Below are 14,960 nucleotides of genomic sequence, written 5' to 3' on the forward strand. Positions count from 1 at the left end.
GCTGGCTCTTTTTTTGGCTTAATTTAGCTTAGCTTGAGCCAACTTAGTGTGCTGTGCTGGCAGTACAAGTTGTGCTTTTGGCTTGGCGGAGCGCATTAAACTAACGAGCCCTTGCCATTGAATATCACTGTTCTGAGGGAGCAAAATATCCGGTTCAGTCCCGATACCGGACAGGAGTTGCCCCTGTGCATCATAGGTTAACGAACTGCTGAATCTTATGTTTAATCCACTGTTTGGCAGTTTGAAATGATACTGACGTGCAAAGTCGCCTGAGGTTTTTTCACCAATCAAATTTGCCCTAGACCAAGATTTAGTACGATAGGCAATCCACTCGCATTCTTGGCGACAATGGGGACTCACGAGTAGAGCTAAGCGATTTCGCCCTTCAGGAGCCACCGCAGGCTTAGTGCGAACATACCAAGGGCTGAATTTCTCTTTATCGACAGAGGGTAAGTTACGGGTGAGAGATTTGAGCTTAGGTTGACTGTACTCTAACGCATCCAGAGGCATAAAATTGAGCGGCTGTAGATAGTCATTTCTCAGCTCTGGTGAGCGGCGATAGTGCGCAAATCCCATCACGTTAGGTGCTAAAGTGTTATTTAAATCCGCATCTTGATATCGCGACAGCATAGTCAATAATTTCGGACTAAAGCCACTGGCATCACGTAAATCAATGATCAGTAATGGATGTGTCATGCCTTTGAGCAGTTCTTGCTGTTGTTCTTTATCTAATTCAAAGGCGTAGAGATCGCTGATCTTAAGTTTGACCGTCGTATTGTTGACCGTCTCTAATTGATTTGGCATGTCTTGAAATTCGGTGCGTTCAAATTGAGATAATTGGTTAATAAACTCGAGCACATTAATATCTTGAGTCTCGTCTTTTTCACTGATAGTTGCTAATTGAACTTGCGGTTTATGGCTTGGCAGGGCGAGAGTCACCTGCTGGCTTTGCAGGTCATCATTAATTAGCGTAATGACTACATAGGGCTTTATGCTGAGTCCTAAGTCTTCGCGCAGTAGGTTAAGTTTTTTCAGCCAAGGTAACTGCATTTCTTGGCTCTGTTTTGCCGGCTCAGGTAAGTAGGCTTGGCTGGTCGCTACCCATTTGCTCATAGGTAAACCATCGATATGAGTGATAAAGGGGAAGTCGTTGTTGACTGGATTATTACCGTTATCCAAGGCTAACCATTGGTCGTTGACTGGCCTTAGCGTTAACGGGAGATCGCCGCTTTGATCATCGAAGTTATGCACTTGAGCGCCTGGATCTTTGAGGGTATTGAGTAATTTAGTGACTTCAGCAGCAAAGCGATCATTGGGAGTAATATCTTGATACTGTTCAACAATAAGGCTAGCCATAAATTTAAGCTGCGGGTTGGCTTTGTCGGCCGTTAAGGCATAAAACGCTGAGTGTTGCTCGATTTGATCCAATAAGGCATAGAGATCTTGGCGTACCTCTTGTGCATTCAGCACTGGTGCAGCGCTATCTTTTGGCACAGCGAAAAACGCGAGCTTAAGTAAGCTCGCGAAAATAATGACACTGAGTAGCATGACTATGCTGCGGTAGCTAAAACTCATATTCCTCCATGATGTTAAGGCTCTGCTTCAGGGCACAAAAAGGTGTGCGACTATCGGCTTAAATGCCATTCGGATCAATGTAAATCGTCCCGCTGAGCCATAAACTCAGGTCCATCTGAGCAATTTAGCAGCAGGTTTGGTAGATTAGCAGCAAATTATGGTCGATTTTTGTACTTAGTCACTTTATATACCCAAACAATCTTAAATAGCGGGATCAAGTGGGTATATCTTTCTTAAAGAATATCGTTGAGTGAAATTCCGATACCAATACGTTGATTGTGATAGTTGTAATCGATTAGGCTTTCGCCATAACCATTAAAGTATTGAGTATAAAAGCGTAAGTTGCCGACGATAGGATGACTCCAAGTCAGTTCTGCTGAGCCTCTGTCGATATCTTCTAGATTCGTTTTAACGGTTAAAGTGAATCTATGTTCATCGATACCATAAACGCCAATAAACTCTGCTTTACCTATATAGTCATCAATATTAGGGTTATCGTCGCCGCTGGCTTTATATGGATCTGTCTTTTCATCTTCAGGAATACGCCACCACACTTTGGTGGAGAAGGCGAGTGGGCCTGCATCAAAAATCATAGTGGCATAGAGTCGATTCCAACTGCGGGAAAGTGGCCCTGCTTTACCATTCGATTGATGTACGGCACCAAATCCCCAAAAGGAATTGGTCACACTGCCAATTTTCCAATCGTTATTAAACAGCATAAAAACTTCAGGTTCGTGATTGGTTTCCCTAAAAGGCGATGAAGTGTCTTTGTTATAAACCTGCCAATAGGATTGATTGGTGTAAGCAAAAAATAAATGGCCATTATCACCAAACACATTGTACCAAATAGGAAATTTAAAACTGATTTGGAACTTAGCCTCAAACTCATCTAATGAATAGGGGTTGAGTATTGCATCTTCGGTGAAAGGTGCCATGTTGGGATCTGGGCTGTAGGTGACTGGTAAAAGGTAATTCACTTTATGTGGCGTAATCACAAAAGGTAGATCCGCCGTGGCAAGTTCATCTTTTACTCTTCCTTTGACTAATGATTCTTCGGCATTTATGTCCGTACAGGCTAATAGCCCTGCCAATGCAATACCTGAGTAAAGTGGTTTCATCTGCCCTCCTTGATGTGTTTATTTATTTGTCAGTCGTACTCAACAAGATAGTTATTTCCAGCTTAACATTAGAAAGTGAATTTATGGTTATGGAAAAATCCGGTGTCACTTAATGACAAATCTTGTAGTCAGCCATTTTTAGTCCCATAGAGACATGTTTAGGTAGAATTTTTGGCAATAACATAGTGCCAAAATCATGCACTTAGCGGACAGAAATTATTTTGATGCAATTCGCTTAATCTTATTAAGTCATTTTTATTTCAATGGGTTAACTTGGATTTAGGGCATTTTTGATTTTGAAACCCAAGGTTTTCCCCACTTTAAGTGAGTGGTTACTCATTCTTTTATATCTAAATGATATAAAAACTAATAATTATCTATTTATTATGGAATATAAGACGCGCTATATTTCTACAGACTAAAGTGATCTTGGGGATTCTGATGGAAATTTTCTCTTTACCGGGCCAAGCGGCCAAAGGCAAAGTCTGGCTGGTGGGTGCCGGTCCCGGCGACGTTGAGTTATTGACGTTAAAGGCATGGCGCATCCTTAAAACCGCTGATGCAGTGCTATACGATGCTTTAGTCAGCCAAGATATCCTCGATCTTATTCCCAAAGACGCTGAGAAGATTGCCGTAGGTAAACGTGCGGGCAAGCATAGCGCCGCACAGGACGAGATTAATCAGTTACTTGTCACTAAAGCCTACACCCGTAAAAATGTGGTGCGCCTTAAAGGTGGCGATCCTTTTATTTTCGGTCGCGGGGGCGAAGAGTTACAAACTTTAGTTGAAGCTGGGGTTGAGTTTGAAGTCGTTCCCGGCATTACCGCTGCCAGCGGCACGTCAGCCTATGCGGGAATACCCCTAACCCACAGAGACCATGCCCAAGGCGTCACTTTTATCACTGGCCATTGTCAGTTAGAGAGTCGTCCTATGGATTGGCAAGGTTATGCTAATCCTAACAATACCTTAGTCGTGTATATGGGGATTCTGAACGCAGGCATTATTCGTCAAGGTCTAGTCGATGCGGGCCGAAGCCCTGAAACGCCCGTGGCGATAGTGTCAAAGGCAACCACTAAAGAGCAACGTCGTTTTATCGGCCGTTTAGGTGAGCTTGAACAGCTTGCCGCCGATCCAGAATTACAAATGCCAGCTTTGATGATCATAGGTGAAGTTGTCACGCTGAGTGACACCTTGCATTGGTTCAAACCTGAAGCGATTGAATCGACTCAGGTCAGCGATGAACAGACTCAATCGGTTAGAGTCTCGGGCGCGTCGATAAGCTAAGCCGTAAACAGTTAAAGCTATTAAGCAGTTAAACAAATTAAGCTAATCCATGCTGTGGTAACACGGCGAATTTAAGGTAACGGAGAATAGTATGGCCGGGCGTGAACTAAGCCACTTACAACAACTGGAAGCTGAGAGCATCCAGATCATTCGTGAAGTTGCAGCCGAATTCGATAATCCTGTGATGTTGTATTCCATCGGGAAAGATTCTTCCGTTATGTTGCATTTAGCACGTAAAGCCTTTTATCCAGGCAAGATCCCATTCCCGCTACTGCATGTCGATACAGGTTGGAAATTCAAAGAGATGATCGCGTTTCGTGATGTGCAGGCAAAGAAATTTGGCTTCGAGTTACTGACGCACATCAACTCAGAAGGTTTGGCGCAGGGAATTAACCCCTTCGACCATGGTAGTGCGAAACACACTGACATCATGAAAACCCAAGGTTTAAAGCAAGCACTTAACCAATATGGTTTCGATGCGGCTTTCGGTGGGGCTCGCCGCGATGAAGAAAAATCCCGCGCCAAAGAGCGCGTGTATTCCTTCCGCGACCGTCACCACAGATGGGACCCTAAAAACCAACGTCCAGAATTATGGCGCACCTATAACGGCGCAGTGAACAAGGGCGAAAGTATTCGCGTGTTCCCATTATCTAACTGGACTGAGCTGGATATTTGGCAATATATTTATCAAGAAAACATTGAGTTAGTGCCTTTGTACTTTGCTGCTAAACGTAAAGTGGTTGAGCGCGGTGGTCAGTTAATCATGGCCGATGACGAGCGGATGAAGTTAGCCGAGGGCGAGCAGATTAAAGAAGCAGTGGTGCGTTTTAGAACCTTAGGTTGCTACCCACTCACGGCCGCCATGTATTCTGAGGCCGACAGTCTAGAAAAGATTATTGAAGAAATGCTGTTAACCCGTTCGAGCGAACGTCAGGGCCGATTGATCGACTCAGATCAAAGCGCCTCTATGGAGCAGAAGAAGCGTCAAGGCTACTTCTAATCTCTACAGGGTTAACCCTATTTCGCGAAGGTGGCGCTAATCAGCGCGATCTTCAGCCAAGCAGATCAAGAGTGAGAATATGATGGACAAAGCGGTCAATAAAACCAATCTCATGGCGGCAGAAATTACCCTCCATGGTGTGAAAGAATATCTAGCCCTGCAGCAACACAAAGGCTTACTGCGTTTTTTAACCTGTGGCAGTGTTGACGATGGTAAAAGTACCTTAATCGGCCGTCTGTTACACGACAGCGCCCAGATCTATGAAGATCAATTAGCGAGCCTAAAGAGCGACAGCGCTAAGATGGGCACCACAGGTGAAGCCATTGACTTAGCCTTACTGGTGGATGGCCTACAAGCTGAGCGCGAGCAGGGCATCACTATCGATGTGGCTTATCGTTATTTTTCAAGTGATAAGCGCAAGTTCATCATCGCCGATACGCCAGGGCATGAGCAGTACACTCGCAACATGGCAACGGGTGCATCAACCTGTGATTTAGCGGTGATTTTAGTCGATGCCCGCTACGGCGTGCAGACTCAGACTAAGCGCCATGCGTTTATCGCGTCATTACTGGGTATTCGTCACTTTGTTGTGGCCGTGAATAAGATGGATTTGCTTGGGTTTGACGAGCAAGTATTCAACCGTATTCGTGCCGATTTTACGGATTTTGTTAAAGATTTCGGTAATCTCGATATCCACTTTGTGCCGTTATCGGCGCTTAATGGTGACAACGTGGTTGAGCGCAGCACCCAAAGCCCTTGGTATCAAGGCGGTACACTGCTTGAACTGTTAGAAACCATTGATACTCAGCGTGAACTCAGCTCATTGCCTGTGCGTTTCCCTGTGCAATATGTGTCGCGCCCTCACTTAGATTTTCGCGGTTTTGCGGGCACTTTAGCCTCTGGCATCATTAATGTCGGCGACGAGTTAGTCGCTTTGCCATCGGGCAAACGCAGCAAGGTTGAACGTATTGTGACCTTCGATGGTGACATACAAGAAGCGGTTGCAGGCCAAGCTGTGACTATCACGCTGGAAGATGAAATTGATATTTCCCGTGGCGATTTACTGGCAAAACCCGATTCTGCGCCAGCCGTCGCTAACGTGATCAGCGCTGACATAGTGTGGATGGATGAAAAGCCATTACAACTTGGTCAGTTATACGACATCAAAGTGGCCGGTAAGAAGACGCAAGCCTCTGTGACTGCTATCGATTATGTGGTTGACGTTAATACCTTAGCACGCAGTGCGACGGACACTCTTGGGTTAAACGCCATTGCGCGTGTGACCTTAGAACTGACCGAAGACATAGTGTTTGATGCATATTCGTTAGTACGCGATACCGGCGGAATGATCTTAATCGACCGCCTGAGTAATGCGACGGTTGCCGCGGTTATGGTGGTGTCGGGTCAACATGTTAACAAGCAAACAGCATCACAATTTAGTGCCTTTGAAGTCGAGTTTAATGCCTTAGTGCGTAAACACTTCCCCCATTGGCAAGCGATAGATATCACTAAGCTTGGAGCTTAATTTGTGAGTGACTTGTGGCTATTAGCGATTATTTTGATAGGGCTTGTGGCTGGCTTAATTAGTGGCCGTATCAATCCAGCGGTATTGTTTTTATTTGCATTTTTGCTCTGTTATTTGCTTGGCATGGTTGCGCTCGATACCGCATTAACAAGCTTTACCAATATTGGCTTAGTCACGCTTGTCCTGTTGGTGTTGGCCGCGACAGCATTAGAAAAAACGTCCCTGCTGGGAAAGTTGAGTCAAGTCATAGGCAATAGTTCTTTGCCTATGACAATCGCAAAGCTCGGTTTTTCGACGGCTTTACTGTCGTCATTTACCAATAACACTGCAGTTGTGGCATCACTGATTGGTGTTGTGCGCCGCAATCAGGCACACGCGCCGGCTAAGTTATTATTGCCGTTAAATTATGCGGCAATTTTAGGTGGCACACTGACCCTGATTGGTACCTCGACCAACTTGATTGTGAACTCCTTTGTGGAAAACGCCGGCTTACCCGCCTTAGGGTTCTTCGAGTTTACACCAGTTGCAGTGGTGATCGTCGTCGCAGGCATCTTGTTACTGACCTTACTGGCGAACATTCTGCCCGACAGACGGGAAGAATCAGGTGAAGAAGCGCTGCCATATTTGCTCGAAGCCCATGTGGCGAAAGGTTCGTCCTTGGTCGGTCGCAGTGTGGTGGATAATAAACTTAGGGCGCTGAAAAAGTTATATCTGGTTGAATTAGAACGCAGTGGCATTTGTATTTGCCCTGTGCCGCCCCAGTTAGTGTTGCAAGCGGACGACGTGCTGCGCTTTAGTGGCGCGGTGGAATCGGTTGAGTTATTGCACCAATTCGATGGTTTAGATTGGTTTGGTAAACATCAAGCCAAAGGACAAAATTTAGTTGAAGCTGTACTCGCACCGTCATCCAGTTTAGTGGGCAGTTCGTTGAAAGCATCGCGTTTTCGTGAGCAATTTGATGCGGCTGTGATGGCCATTCGCCGCGGAAATCATCCGCTGAAGGGCGGACTCGGTGACATTATTCTGCAACCCGGTGATGTGTTGTTATTGACGCCAGGTGATGGTTTTAGCAATAGCGCAAAATTAAGTTCAGAATTTGCGGCGATTAGCGGCTTAGATTTGAATGTGCGTCTGGACAGTCGTCGTGGTCGTTGGGTATTGCTGGGCTTTGCGGCAACGATCATCCTGAGTGTCACTGGCATATTACCCTTGGCTAAGGGTTTAGTGATATTGCTGCTCAGTTATTTTGCCATAGGCGCAGTCACACTGGCTGAGCTTAAACGCCGTTTCCCATTGGAATTAGTGGTGATCGTGGGGAGTGCATTAGGGCTTGCCAACTTGATGATGAGTACAGGCCTTGCGAACAGTTTAGCCCAAGGATTACTCTCAGTTATTAACGGTTATGGGGTATTTGGCGCTTTTGTCGGCGTGTATTTAATGACTTTATTGCTGACTGAACTGGTGACCAATAACGCAGCGGCGGCGCTGGCGTTTCCTATCGCTTACGCGATTGCGCTTAATTACGGTGTCGATGCAAGGCCCTTTATTATGGCCGTTGTCTTTGGTGCCAGCGCGAGCTTTATTTCACCCTACGGCTATCAGACCAATTTGATGGTATTTAATGCGGGTAATTATCGCTTCAGTGACTTTGTCCGCCTTGGATTGCCGTTATCTGTGCTTTATTCCCTGATAGTGATATTTATGGTGCCGATCATCTTTCCATTTTAGTGATTAGCTTGAGTTTATTGCCCTTATGTTAGCGGTTAGTCAACATGGGGATTGAGGAGTTTTTATGACAAATATCGTGTGGCATCAACATCCTGTAGACCAAGCCGCCAGAGCCGAGCAGAAAGGCCAAAACCCGGTACTACTTTGGTTTACCGGACTTTCTGGCGCGGGCAAGTCAACACTGGCGGGTGCATTAGAGCGGGCGTTATTTGAGGCGGGATTCCACACTTATTTACTCGATGGTGATAATGTGCGCCATGGCCTGTGTAAAGATTTAGGGTTTACGGTTGAAGACCGTGATGAGAACCTGCGTCGTGTGGGTGAAGTGGCTAAATTGATGGTGGATGCGGGGCTTGTGGTGTTATCGGCATTTATATCACCGACCCGTGAAGAACGTGATGGTATTCGTGCCCGTTTTCCTGCGGGGCAGTTTATTGAAGTGCATGTAGCTACGCCTTTGAGTGTGTGCGAGCAGCGTGACCCTAAGGGGTTATATGTGAAAGCGCGCAGTGGCGAGATTAGCAATTTCACTGGTATTTCATCACCCTATGAAGCGCCATTGGCCGCCGAGTTAACCATAGATACCAGCAAAGGCGATTTAGTGACTCAAGTACGCGCCTTAATTGATTATCTGACGGCAATCAATGTTATCAATGCCGATAAGGCAAAAGCGCTAGCTTAACATTTAGCCCTTATCTTGCTTAAAAGGAGCCTTTAGGCTCCTTTGTTATTCCCGGGCTTTACCGCCTATACCATTGATTCATAATTTTTTATGGCGTGAGCATTATTCTATTTTAAAGTCTTTAGCAAATAAGAGCTGCAGAGCCTTCAAGTATTCTTGATCCGGCTTAGGTTGCACGAGTTGGGCGAGTTCATCACCAATCGGTGTTAAGCGATAATAGCTAAAAAGCAGATTACCGCTCTTGGGCGTAAGCTTCATTTGTATGCCTTGTAGGGCAAATTGAATCGGTGTTTTGTTATTGAGTAGGCCGGTTTCGAACTCACTGCTGTGAAGTATTCCCGCATCGACTAAGGTCAAAATACTGGAATAAGGTAGCCCAAACTGGGATAAGCCTAAATTGACTGAGGTGCTTTTACGGAAATACTGGCCAATCCCACCTGACAAGCGGTAGCCACTGATGAGTTTTAGGCGCTGCTCGTTATTTACCTTAGCCGCCATGCCAAGGGCTTTTTCAAGAATTTGTGCTTCTCTGTGAGTCAGTTGCTTGAGCAGCGCTAGGGTACGTAGACTGAAGTTTCCCGGATTCACTATTTCGCTCGACAATATCCGAGCCCACAAATCTTGCATCTTACGGTTATGGATTTGTTCCGCCATCAAGAAAAATTGATGGCTCCAATCGGGATCAAGATCGACCCCAGTGACATCTGAGTGGGTATAACTGAGGGCTAAGGCAAAAATGGTTTCCACATTGGCCTGATATTCGCTCGATAACTTTCGTGCTCTATGTTGAGCTCGCTCGGCAATTGAGGCGTTCGCAGGGCGATATTCTTGCTCACTGGCGAGCCCTAATTGGCGACCAAGTAGCAGGGCTTTTTTGCGAGCGGATACCTCGGATGCTGACTCGCCTTCTTCTGCCAACAGTAAAATATCTGAATCCTTCATCGCGTTATTAATCCTTGAGCCTACACTGTGGTTGAGGTGAGGGTTTAGTGAACTCTTACATTCGGTTGTAGCTTACTTTAGATGATCATCTCTTTAGTTTGAGCATCTCGTTAAGCCAATTCTTTGGTTCGTTATTATGCCGTTTTATTTAACGACTTTAGCGATTGATTTCGCACTTTTAGTTGGCCAAGACCATAAGGTTTCATTACCCGGTTCAGGATGGCGCGGAACATTCAGCGCTAGCAGTAACGAACATACGGCAAAGCCCGCCCCTATGTAAAATACAAAGGCGGGATCGGTTAACCATAATAAGCCCAAAAGTACAGGAATAATCACTGCGGCTATGTGGTTTATGGTGAAACTGACTGACATAGTGGCGGCAATGTCTTTGCTGTCGGCGATTTTTTGAAAATAGGTTTTCATCGCAATTGCCATCGCAAACAGTAAATGATCGATGACGTAGAGTGCTGCCGCCATATGGGCTTGTTCGACTAGGGCATAGCTGATAAAGACTAAGATGAGTCCAATATATTCCACAGTAAGCGCATTACGCTCACCAATACGTCCAATCAAACGACCAATAGCAGGCGCAAACAGTAGATTAACGGCATAGTTGATTAAGAACAGCGCAGTGATTTCACTGACGCTATAACCAAACTTTTCAACCATCATAAAGCCCGCAAATACCATAAAGATTTGCCGCCTCGCACCTGAAAAAAAGGTGAGCAGGTAATAGAGCCAATAGCGTTTACGCAGTATGATTTTTTTGTGTTGTATTTCCGTTGTCTCAAACTTGGGGTAATACCATGTTATGGTTAGCACAATGATGAGACCTAATACGCCTATAATCAAATACATATGCAGGTAGTCTAGCTTCAACCAAGTCATTACTAGCCAAATGCTGGCATAACCGACTAAAGCGGCCGCCGAACGCCACGCCAGTGCTTTCCCCATAAATCCAGCCGCGTCTTTTTTATCGACCCATTGCAGCGTTAGCGATTGGTTGATGGTTTCAAAATAGTGAAACCCGACAGACATCAACACAGTCGTTAGATACAGGCCTATGACCTGAGGAAAGAAACCTGTTACCGCTACGCCGATACATAAAATGGCGAGCGAGAGCAGGGCGAAGGCTTGTTCTCGAATGAGCAGCAGCACAAAAATTGCCGTAAAAGCCAAGAAGCCGGGGATTTCGCGCAGGCTTTGTAACATGCCGATTTCAGCACCAGTGAATTGGGCTTTCTCAATCACGAAGTTGTTGAGCAATGCCTGCCAAACGGCAAACACGAGTGACATAACAAAGGTCATCCACAGCAAGAGTGTTTTAGGATCTTTTGCTTGAATAGCTTTCATGGATAAGGGACTCAGGCGATAAGTGTTCAAATGCTAATGCTTTTTTCTTAGGTTGGCTATATAAGGTGTGACTTATCCCTTTCAATTTTGTAACAATGTTTAGGCGAATTAACTCCCTCGGTTACAAAGACGCTAAAGCGAGAATATACCTAAGGCGTTATTTTTGTGAGGCAGTTAAAACTACCGCATATACTTGGGGTGTTTGGCGCTAAGCCTGTGATCTATTTCATGTAAATTGGCGGGTAAATCACCTAGTATGAAATATCATAATTGTCATTTTACTTTTGCATACCAAGTTAAATTCCACTGGAATGCCAATGACTCTGGGTGTCCATTGCTACTTTTAGCGCATTTAGTCTGAGCGTTGTGATGTCATTTGATATGCCAAACGGGCATAGAGAGTCGAAATTAAGTCGCCTGCACCGTCTTTTCTAGGCTGCTTATTGTTATTTTGCTTGGGATTAATCGAGGCTAAATTGAAAAGAATTCTTATCATTTACTCTAGTGTTCACGGCCAAACCCAAAAGATTGCTAAAAAGCTCGCACAGCAGTTAATGGCTTTGGGTAATGAAGTGGTTACTGCCGATATCAAGGCCGCTCCAGTGCTCACTGAGTTCGACAAAATCATCATAGGTGCCAGTATTCGCCATGGTAAACATAACCCAAGTTTGTACGAGTTTATTGAAAAGCATCAAGCCGTATTGACGGATAAGGTCAGTGGTTTTTTCTCTGTCAGCTTAGTGGCACGTAAACCCGAGAAAAACACCCCAGAGACCAATCCTTACATGCAGGCATTTTTAAGTAAAACCACTTGGCGGCCACAATTGTTGCGCGTTTTTGGGGGGAACTTGAATTACCAAGGCTATAACGCTTTAGATAGAAATATTATCCGTTTCATCATGTGGTTAACTAAAGGACCTACTGACCCTGTTACCAATGTTGAATACACGGATTGGCAGAAAGTGACTGAGTTTGGTGAGCAGATCCACAGCGCTTAAGCTTGATATCAAATTTCGGTGCTTCATTTAGCCCTATTCTATTCGCGCCCTGCAAGCTGTATGTATGCCTTAGTCACAAGGGCAAAGGAGCATTAAATATGATCAGTATGATGACTAAACTTCGCTCCTTGTGCCGAGTCATTATGGCGCAACTGCATGTGTGGATTGTCGTGTCGACTATCTTACTCGTGTGTTCCAGTCCGTGGATTTTTATGGGCCGACGGATACCCGATAACGCCAGTTTTTGGGATTATTTGCATGTATATTTAGGTTTAGTGTGCACTGTGCTTGGGATTCTTTTCTTACTCAGCAATACCTTGCGTGGCAAGTGGCACCAATACTTTGGCTGGTTGGCGGGCGATTGGGCACAGTTAAAGCAAGATATTGTTGGACTTGCTAAAGGCAAATTCCCCGTCGCTGGTGGCAAAGGGCTGTTTAGTGCCATAGAAGGTCTTGGCATGCTGTTGCTGGTGGCTACAGGGGTTACGGGCCTCGTTTGGTTTATCGTTCAAGGGACGCCAACAACACTGGCATGGCGTGGTTATCATCAAGTCTTTGCGCAGGCTTTTATTGGTTTCTTGATCCTACATCTCGTCTTGGCTGCGAGCCATATTATTGATTTTATTCGGCAATAAACTTCAGAACCCATATCGAGCGCTTATACCAATCACTTGGATTGAACACGTATAAAAATGGCCTCCTAATTTGGTGGCCATTTTTTATTTCAACGATTGTTTTGAATTAGCTAAGACGTTGCTGACGGGTCACACCAATTGCGGCGGTGAAGACTAGAAATAACCAGCCTAGACTGCCACCCGATGAGGTTTTAGCGGGGGCGGCATCTTTCTCAACTGCAAGGTAGTTAATTAACCCAATTAACTCATCTAAGGTTTTGATACTGTTTAAATTTACTGCATATTTATCGTTCACGATAAAGGCGGGTACGCTGTCGATTTTGAATTCATTCTGCTGGGTGCGCCACAGGGAAAGCTTTTCATTAGTGCTTTTGCTATTGGCTAATTCATCGTATTTAGCAGCATCGACACCAAATTGGGCGAAGACTTTTTTGATGTCATCACGGCTGTTAATTTGCGGCTCGTGCTGATGGCCAGGTGCACTATGATCGTGGCCGTTTGCGCCCTCTGCACCTTGGATTGCGGTAAACATGGCATGGGTTAAGGCGTCTTTGTTATCAACGCTTTGGATCACGGCTAATGAACGCATCACTTCGGTGCCAATGTCGCTATTCATAAAGTCGACATGCTTATTGTCGAAACTTATCTGTTTGTTGAGGTTCGCCTTGATATCAGGCAAATAGTTGGTTTCCATATTGAAGCAGTTATGGCAATAAAATGAATAGAATTCAGTGAGTTTTGGTTCGCTGCTAGGCGCTTTGGTCGAGATTTGAGTGTAATGTGTGCCTTCAACAAAATTGGCGGCAAAGGTGCTCAATGGTGCAATCGCAAAGGTTACAGCCAAGGCTAATTGTTTAATCATAGTTTCCTCAAATTCGGTGGGATTGAATTCACAATGTCAGTCGTTGTTATCGTTGATATTCAACGGTCAACATAAGAGATAGAGTGAGCTTCAACCTAGGAGTTAAGCTAGCCAAAATGGCAGCGTTGACACATAGGTTCAGGTTAAATGGAAAGGCTTAATTATGACTGAATTGGCATGAAGCTAGTAGGCTAAATCTGTGATCTCAATGGAAGTTTTACCTTAGATTTGGCAGGACTGTAGATAGGATCGCATCGCTAAGTCGGTGCATGTTGATTAAAGCCCCGTTCTGCATCATCACTGGCTAAATTCTTACGCAATATCCCTAAGCGACTGCCAAGCTTCGCACACCTCGCGAAAACGCGCCGCATCGCCATCGGGTCTGTCTGGGTGCCATTTGAGTGCTAAACGACGCCATTGCTTGCGGATATCACGGGCGGTAGCACTCTCGTCTAATTCGAAAACTCGCAGCGCGTTACCTTTGTTCATCAGATTGATATTTAAGCCAATATAGCTCTTATAATTGCTCCAGAATGCCTCAAGTAATTCTCGTACTACGTTTTCGCTGGTGTCGTAGTTATTCCAATCGAGGTAATACTCACGCAGGGAAGTATCTTGCATTATCAGCAGGTTAACGTTTGATGGTACTAAGCGGAAGATTTGAATTTCCATGGCTTTGACTTGCAGCCATTGCTTGGGCAGTAATATTTCTTGTAGCTCAAACAGGGCGTTCATCAGTAGGAAGTTACGTTTGAATAAATCGTTACCCGGATTTTCATCAAGCTGGTGGATCAGCCCTTGGGTTTGTAATTCAGTGGCTAAGTGATGGATTTTCCAACTTTGATTTGAAGCTTGTAAAACCGTAAGCAACGGCCAAATCAGTGGGTTATCGCCCTTAGTGTTTGCAACTCGAATCGATTGAGATTCTTCAGTGAGTGAGGGTTTGGCAAATAACATACTGACTGTCCCATCCTAAATTGTGAGTGTTACCAATGCGCCGATAAAACCGCTGTGCTGCAACAAAGATGACTCGAAAGGCGATGATAAATGATCATTCACTAAGTTGAGCCGCAAACTATGCCACAGAGCCAAAGTGTAGGCAAAGATGAATTTTAGAGCAATACCGTGATGGTTGACTCCTACTTTAGATGGTTTCTCGGCGTAAATAAGCCGTTAACAGCAGTTAGGTTTTAGGGGAAGGTAGTTAAGAGAGGGCTAGCTTTAGACATGATGCCCTTGTTTATATCACATAAAATCA

Annotated in this window: 13 protein-coding genes; 7 read left to right on the plus strand and 6 right to left on the minus strand. The window is 45.0% G+C overall.

What is annotated here, in order from left to right; all coding sequences use genetic code 11:
• Window positions 1-18 precede the first annotated feature (18 nt).
• The gene (locus tag L5M10_RS00770) at window positions 19-1,575 is read right to left on the minus strand and encodes a S41 family peptidase (protein ID WP_263146426.1); all 1,557 of its coding nucleotides are present in this window, start codon (window positions 1,573-1,575) and stop codon (window positions 19-21) included.
• Between the two features lie 233 nt (window positions 1,576-1,808).
• A complete protein-coding gene (locus tag L5M10_RS00775; RefSeq protein WP_113939007.1) occupies window positions 1,809-2,693 on the minus strand; it encodes a phospholipase A in 885 nt (294 codons plus the stop codon).
• 441 nt (window positions 2,694-3,134) lie between these two features.
• On the opposite strand from L5M10_RS00775, the gene cobA reads away from it, so the two are divergent.
• The 5 genes from cobA (at window position 3,135) to cysC (ending at window position 8,912) form a co-directional block, all read left to right on the plus strand.
• The gene (cobA, locus tag L5M10_RS00780; RefSeq protein WP_173496781.1) at window positions 3,135-3,977 is read left to right on the plus strand and encodes a uroporphyrinogen-III C-methyltransferase; all 843 of its coding nucleotides are present in this window, start codon (window positions 3,135-3,137) and stop codon (window positions 3,975-3,977) included.
• A 91-nt stretch (window positions 3,978-4,068) separates the two neighbouring features.
• Window positions 4,069-4,977, plus strand: coding sequence for a sulfate adenylyltransferase subunit CysD (gene cysD, locus L5M10_RS00785; protein WP_263146422.1), 909 nt, complete (start codon window positions 4,069-4,071; stop codon window positions 4,975-4,977).
• An 82-nt stretch (window positions 4,978-5,059) separates the two neighbouring features.
• Window positions 5,060-6,502 (plus strand): sulfate adenylyltransferase subunit CysN, encoded by a 1,443-nt coding sequence (gene cysN / locus L5M10_RS00790; protein ID WP_219233805.1) that lies wholly within the window; start codon window positions 5,060-5,062, stop codon window positions 6,500-6,502.
• Between the two features lie 3 nt (window positions 6,503-6,505).
• Entirely contained in the window at window positions 6,506-8,230 is a 1,725-nt protein-coding gene (locus tag L5M10_RS00795; RefSeq protein ID WP_263146420.1) for an SLC13 family permease, read from the plus strand.
• A 64-nt stretch (window positions 8,231-8,294) separates the two neighbouring features.
• A complete protein-coding gene (gene cysC, locus L5M10_RS00800) occupies window positions 8,295-8,912 on the plus strand; it encodes an adenylyl-sulfate kinase (protein WP_105251589.1) in 618 nt (205 codons plus the stop codon).
• A gap of 102 nt (window positions 8,913-9,014) precedes the next feature.
• On the opposite strand, the gene L5M10_RS00805 is transcribed toward cysC, so the two are convergent.
• Window positions 9,015-9,854 carry a TIGR03899 family protein gene (locus L5M10_RS00805; RefSeq protein ID WP_198571838.1) on the minus strand — a complete coding sequence of 280 codons (840 nt, stop codon included), beginning with the start codon at window positions 9,852-9,854 and terminating at the stop codon, window positions 9,015-9,017.
• 144 nt (window positions 9,855-9,998) lie between these two features.
• Complete coding sequence (locus L5M10_RS00810; protein WP_263146417.1) at window positions 9,999-11,207, minus strand: MFS transporter; 1,209 nt, start codon at window positions 11,205-11,207, stop codon at window positions 9,999-10,001.
• Window positions 11,208-11,683: 476 nt separating this feature from the next.
• Between L5M10_RS00810 and hemG the strand changes: the two genes are divergently transcribed.
• Together hemG and L5M10_RS00820 are read left to right on the plus strand one after the other, a co-directional pair.
• Complete coding sequence (gene hemG, locus L5M10_RS00815) at window positions 11,684-12,205, plus strand: menaquinone-dependent protoporphyrinogen IX dehydrogenase (RefSeq protein WP_028761755.1); 522 nt, start codon at window positions 11,684-11,686, stop codon at window positions 12,203-12,205.
• 107 nt (window positions 12,206-12,312) lie between these two features.
• Complete coding sequence (locus L5M10_RS00820; protein WP_263146602.1) at window positions 12,313-12,840, plus strand: cytochrome b/b6 domain-containing protein; 528 nt, start codon at window positions 12,313-12,315, stop codon at window positions 12,838-12,840.
• 106 nt (window positions 12,841-12,946) lie between these two features.
• Here L5M10_RS00820 and L5M10_RS00825 read toward each other — a convergent pair whose 3' ends face one another.
• Window positions 12,947-13,702: a thiol:disulfide interchange protein DsbA/DsbL gene (locus L5M10_RS00825; RefSeq protein WP_263146414.1), complete on the minus strand. Its 756-nt coding sequence runs from the start codon at window positions 13,700-13,702 to the stop codon at window positions 12,947-12,949.
• A 312-nt stretch (window positions 13,703-14,014) separates the two neighbouring features.
• Window positions 14,015-14,659 carry a DNA-J related domain-containing protein gene (locus L5M10_RS00830; RefSeq protein ID WP_131524261.1) on the minus strand — a complete coding sequence of 215 codons (645 nt, stop codon included), beginning with the start codon at window positions 14,657-14,659 and terminating at the stop codon, window positions 14,015-14,017.
• Window positions 14,660-14,960: the final 301 nt, after the last annotated feature.

It is taken from the genome of Shewanella sp. SM32 (assembly GCF_025654235.1).
Taxonomy (GTDB): Bacteria; Pseudomonadota; Gammaproteobacteria; order Enterobacterales; family Shewanellaceae; genus Shewanella; species Shewanella oncorhynchi.

Excerpts from the sequence above, each read along its gene's own strand:
- L5M10_RS00825 (WP_263146414.1), bottom strand. The coding sequence starts at position 13,702 with ATGATTAAACAATTAGCCTTGGCTGTAACCTTTGCGATTGCACCATTG.
- cysN (WP_219233805.1), top strand. The coding sequence starts at position 5,060 with ATGGACAAAGCGGTCAATAAAACCAATCTCATGGCGGCAGAAATTACC.
- L5M10_RS00770 (WP_263146426.1), bottom strand. The coding sequence starts at position 1,575 with ATGAGTTTTAGCTACCGCAGCATAGTCATGCTACTCAGTGTCATTATT.
- L5M10_RS00775 (WP_113939007.1), bottom strand. The coding sequence starts at position 2,693 with ATGAAACCACTTTACTCAGGTATTGCATTGGCAGGGCTATTAGCCTGT.
- L5M10_RS00830 (WP_131524261.1), bottom strand. The coding sequence starts at position 14,659 with ATGTTATTTGCCAAACCCTCACTCACTGAAGAATCTCAATCGATTCGA.
- L5M10_RS00805 (WP_198571838.1), bottom strand. The coding sequence starts at position 9,854 with ATGAAGGATTCAGATATTTTACTGTTGGCAGAAGAAGGCGAGTCAGCA.
- L5M10_RS00820 (WP_263146602.1), top strand. The coding sequence starts at position 12,313 with ATGATGACTAAACTTCGCTCCTTGTGCCGAGTCATTATGGCGCAACTG.
- cobA (WP_173496781.1), top strand. The coding sequence starts at position 3,135 with ATGGAAATTTTCTCTTTACCGGGCCAAGCGGCCAAAGGCAAAGTCTGG.
- cysD (WP_263146422.1), top strand. The coding sequence starts at position 4,069 with ATGGCCGGGCGTGAACTAAGCCACTTACAACAACTGGAAGCTGAGAGC.
- cysC (WP_105251589.1), top strand. The coding sequence starts at position 8,295 with ATGACAAATATCGTGTGGCATCAACATCCTGTAGACCAAGCCGCCAGA.
- L5M10_RS00810 (WP_263146417.1), bottom strand. The coding sequence starts at position 11,207 with ATGAAAGCTATTCAAGCAAAAGATCCTAAAACACTCTTGCTGTGGATG.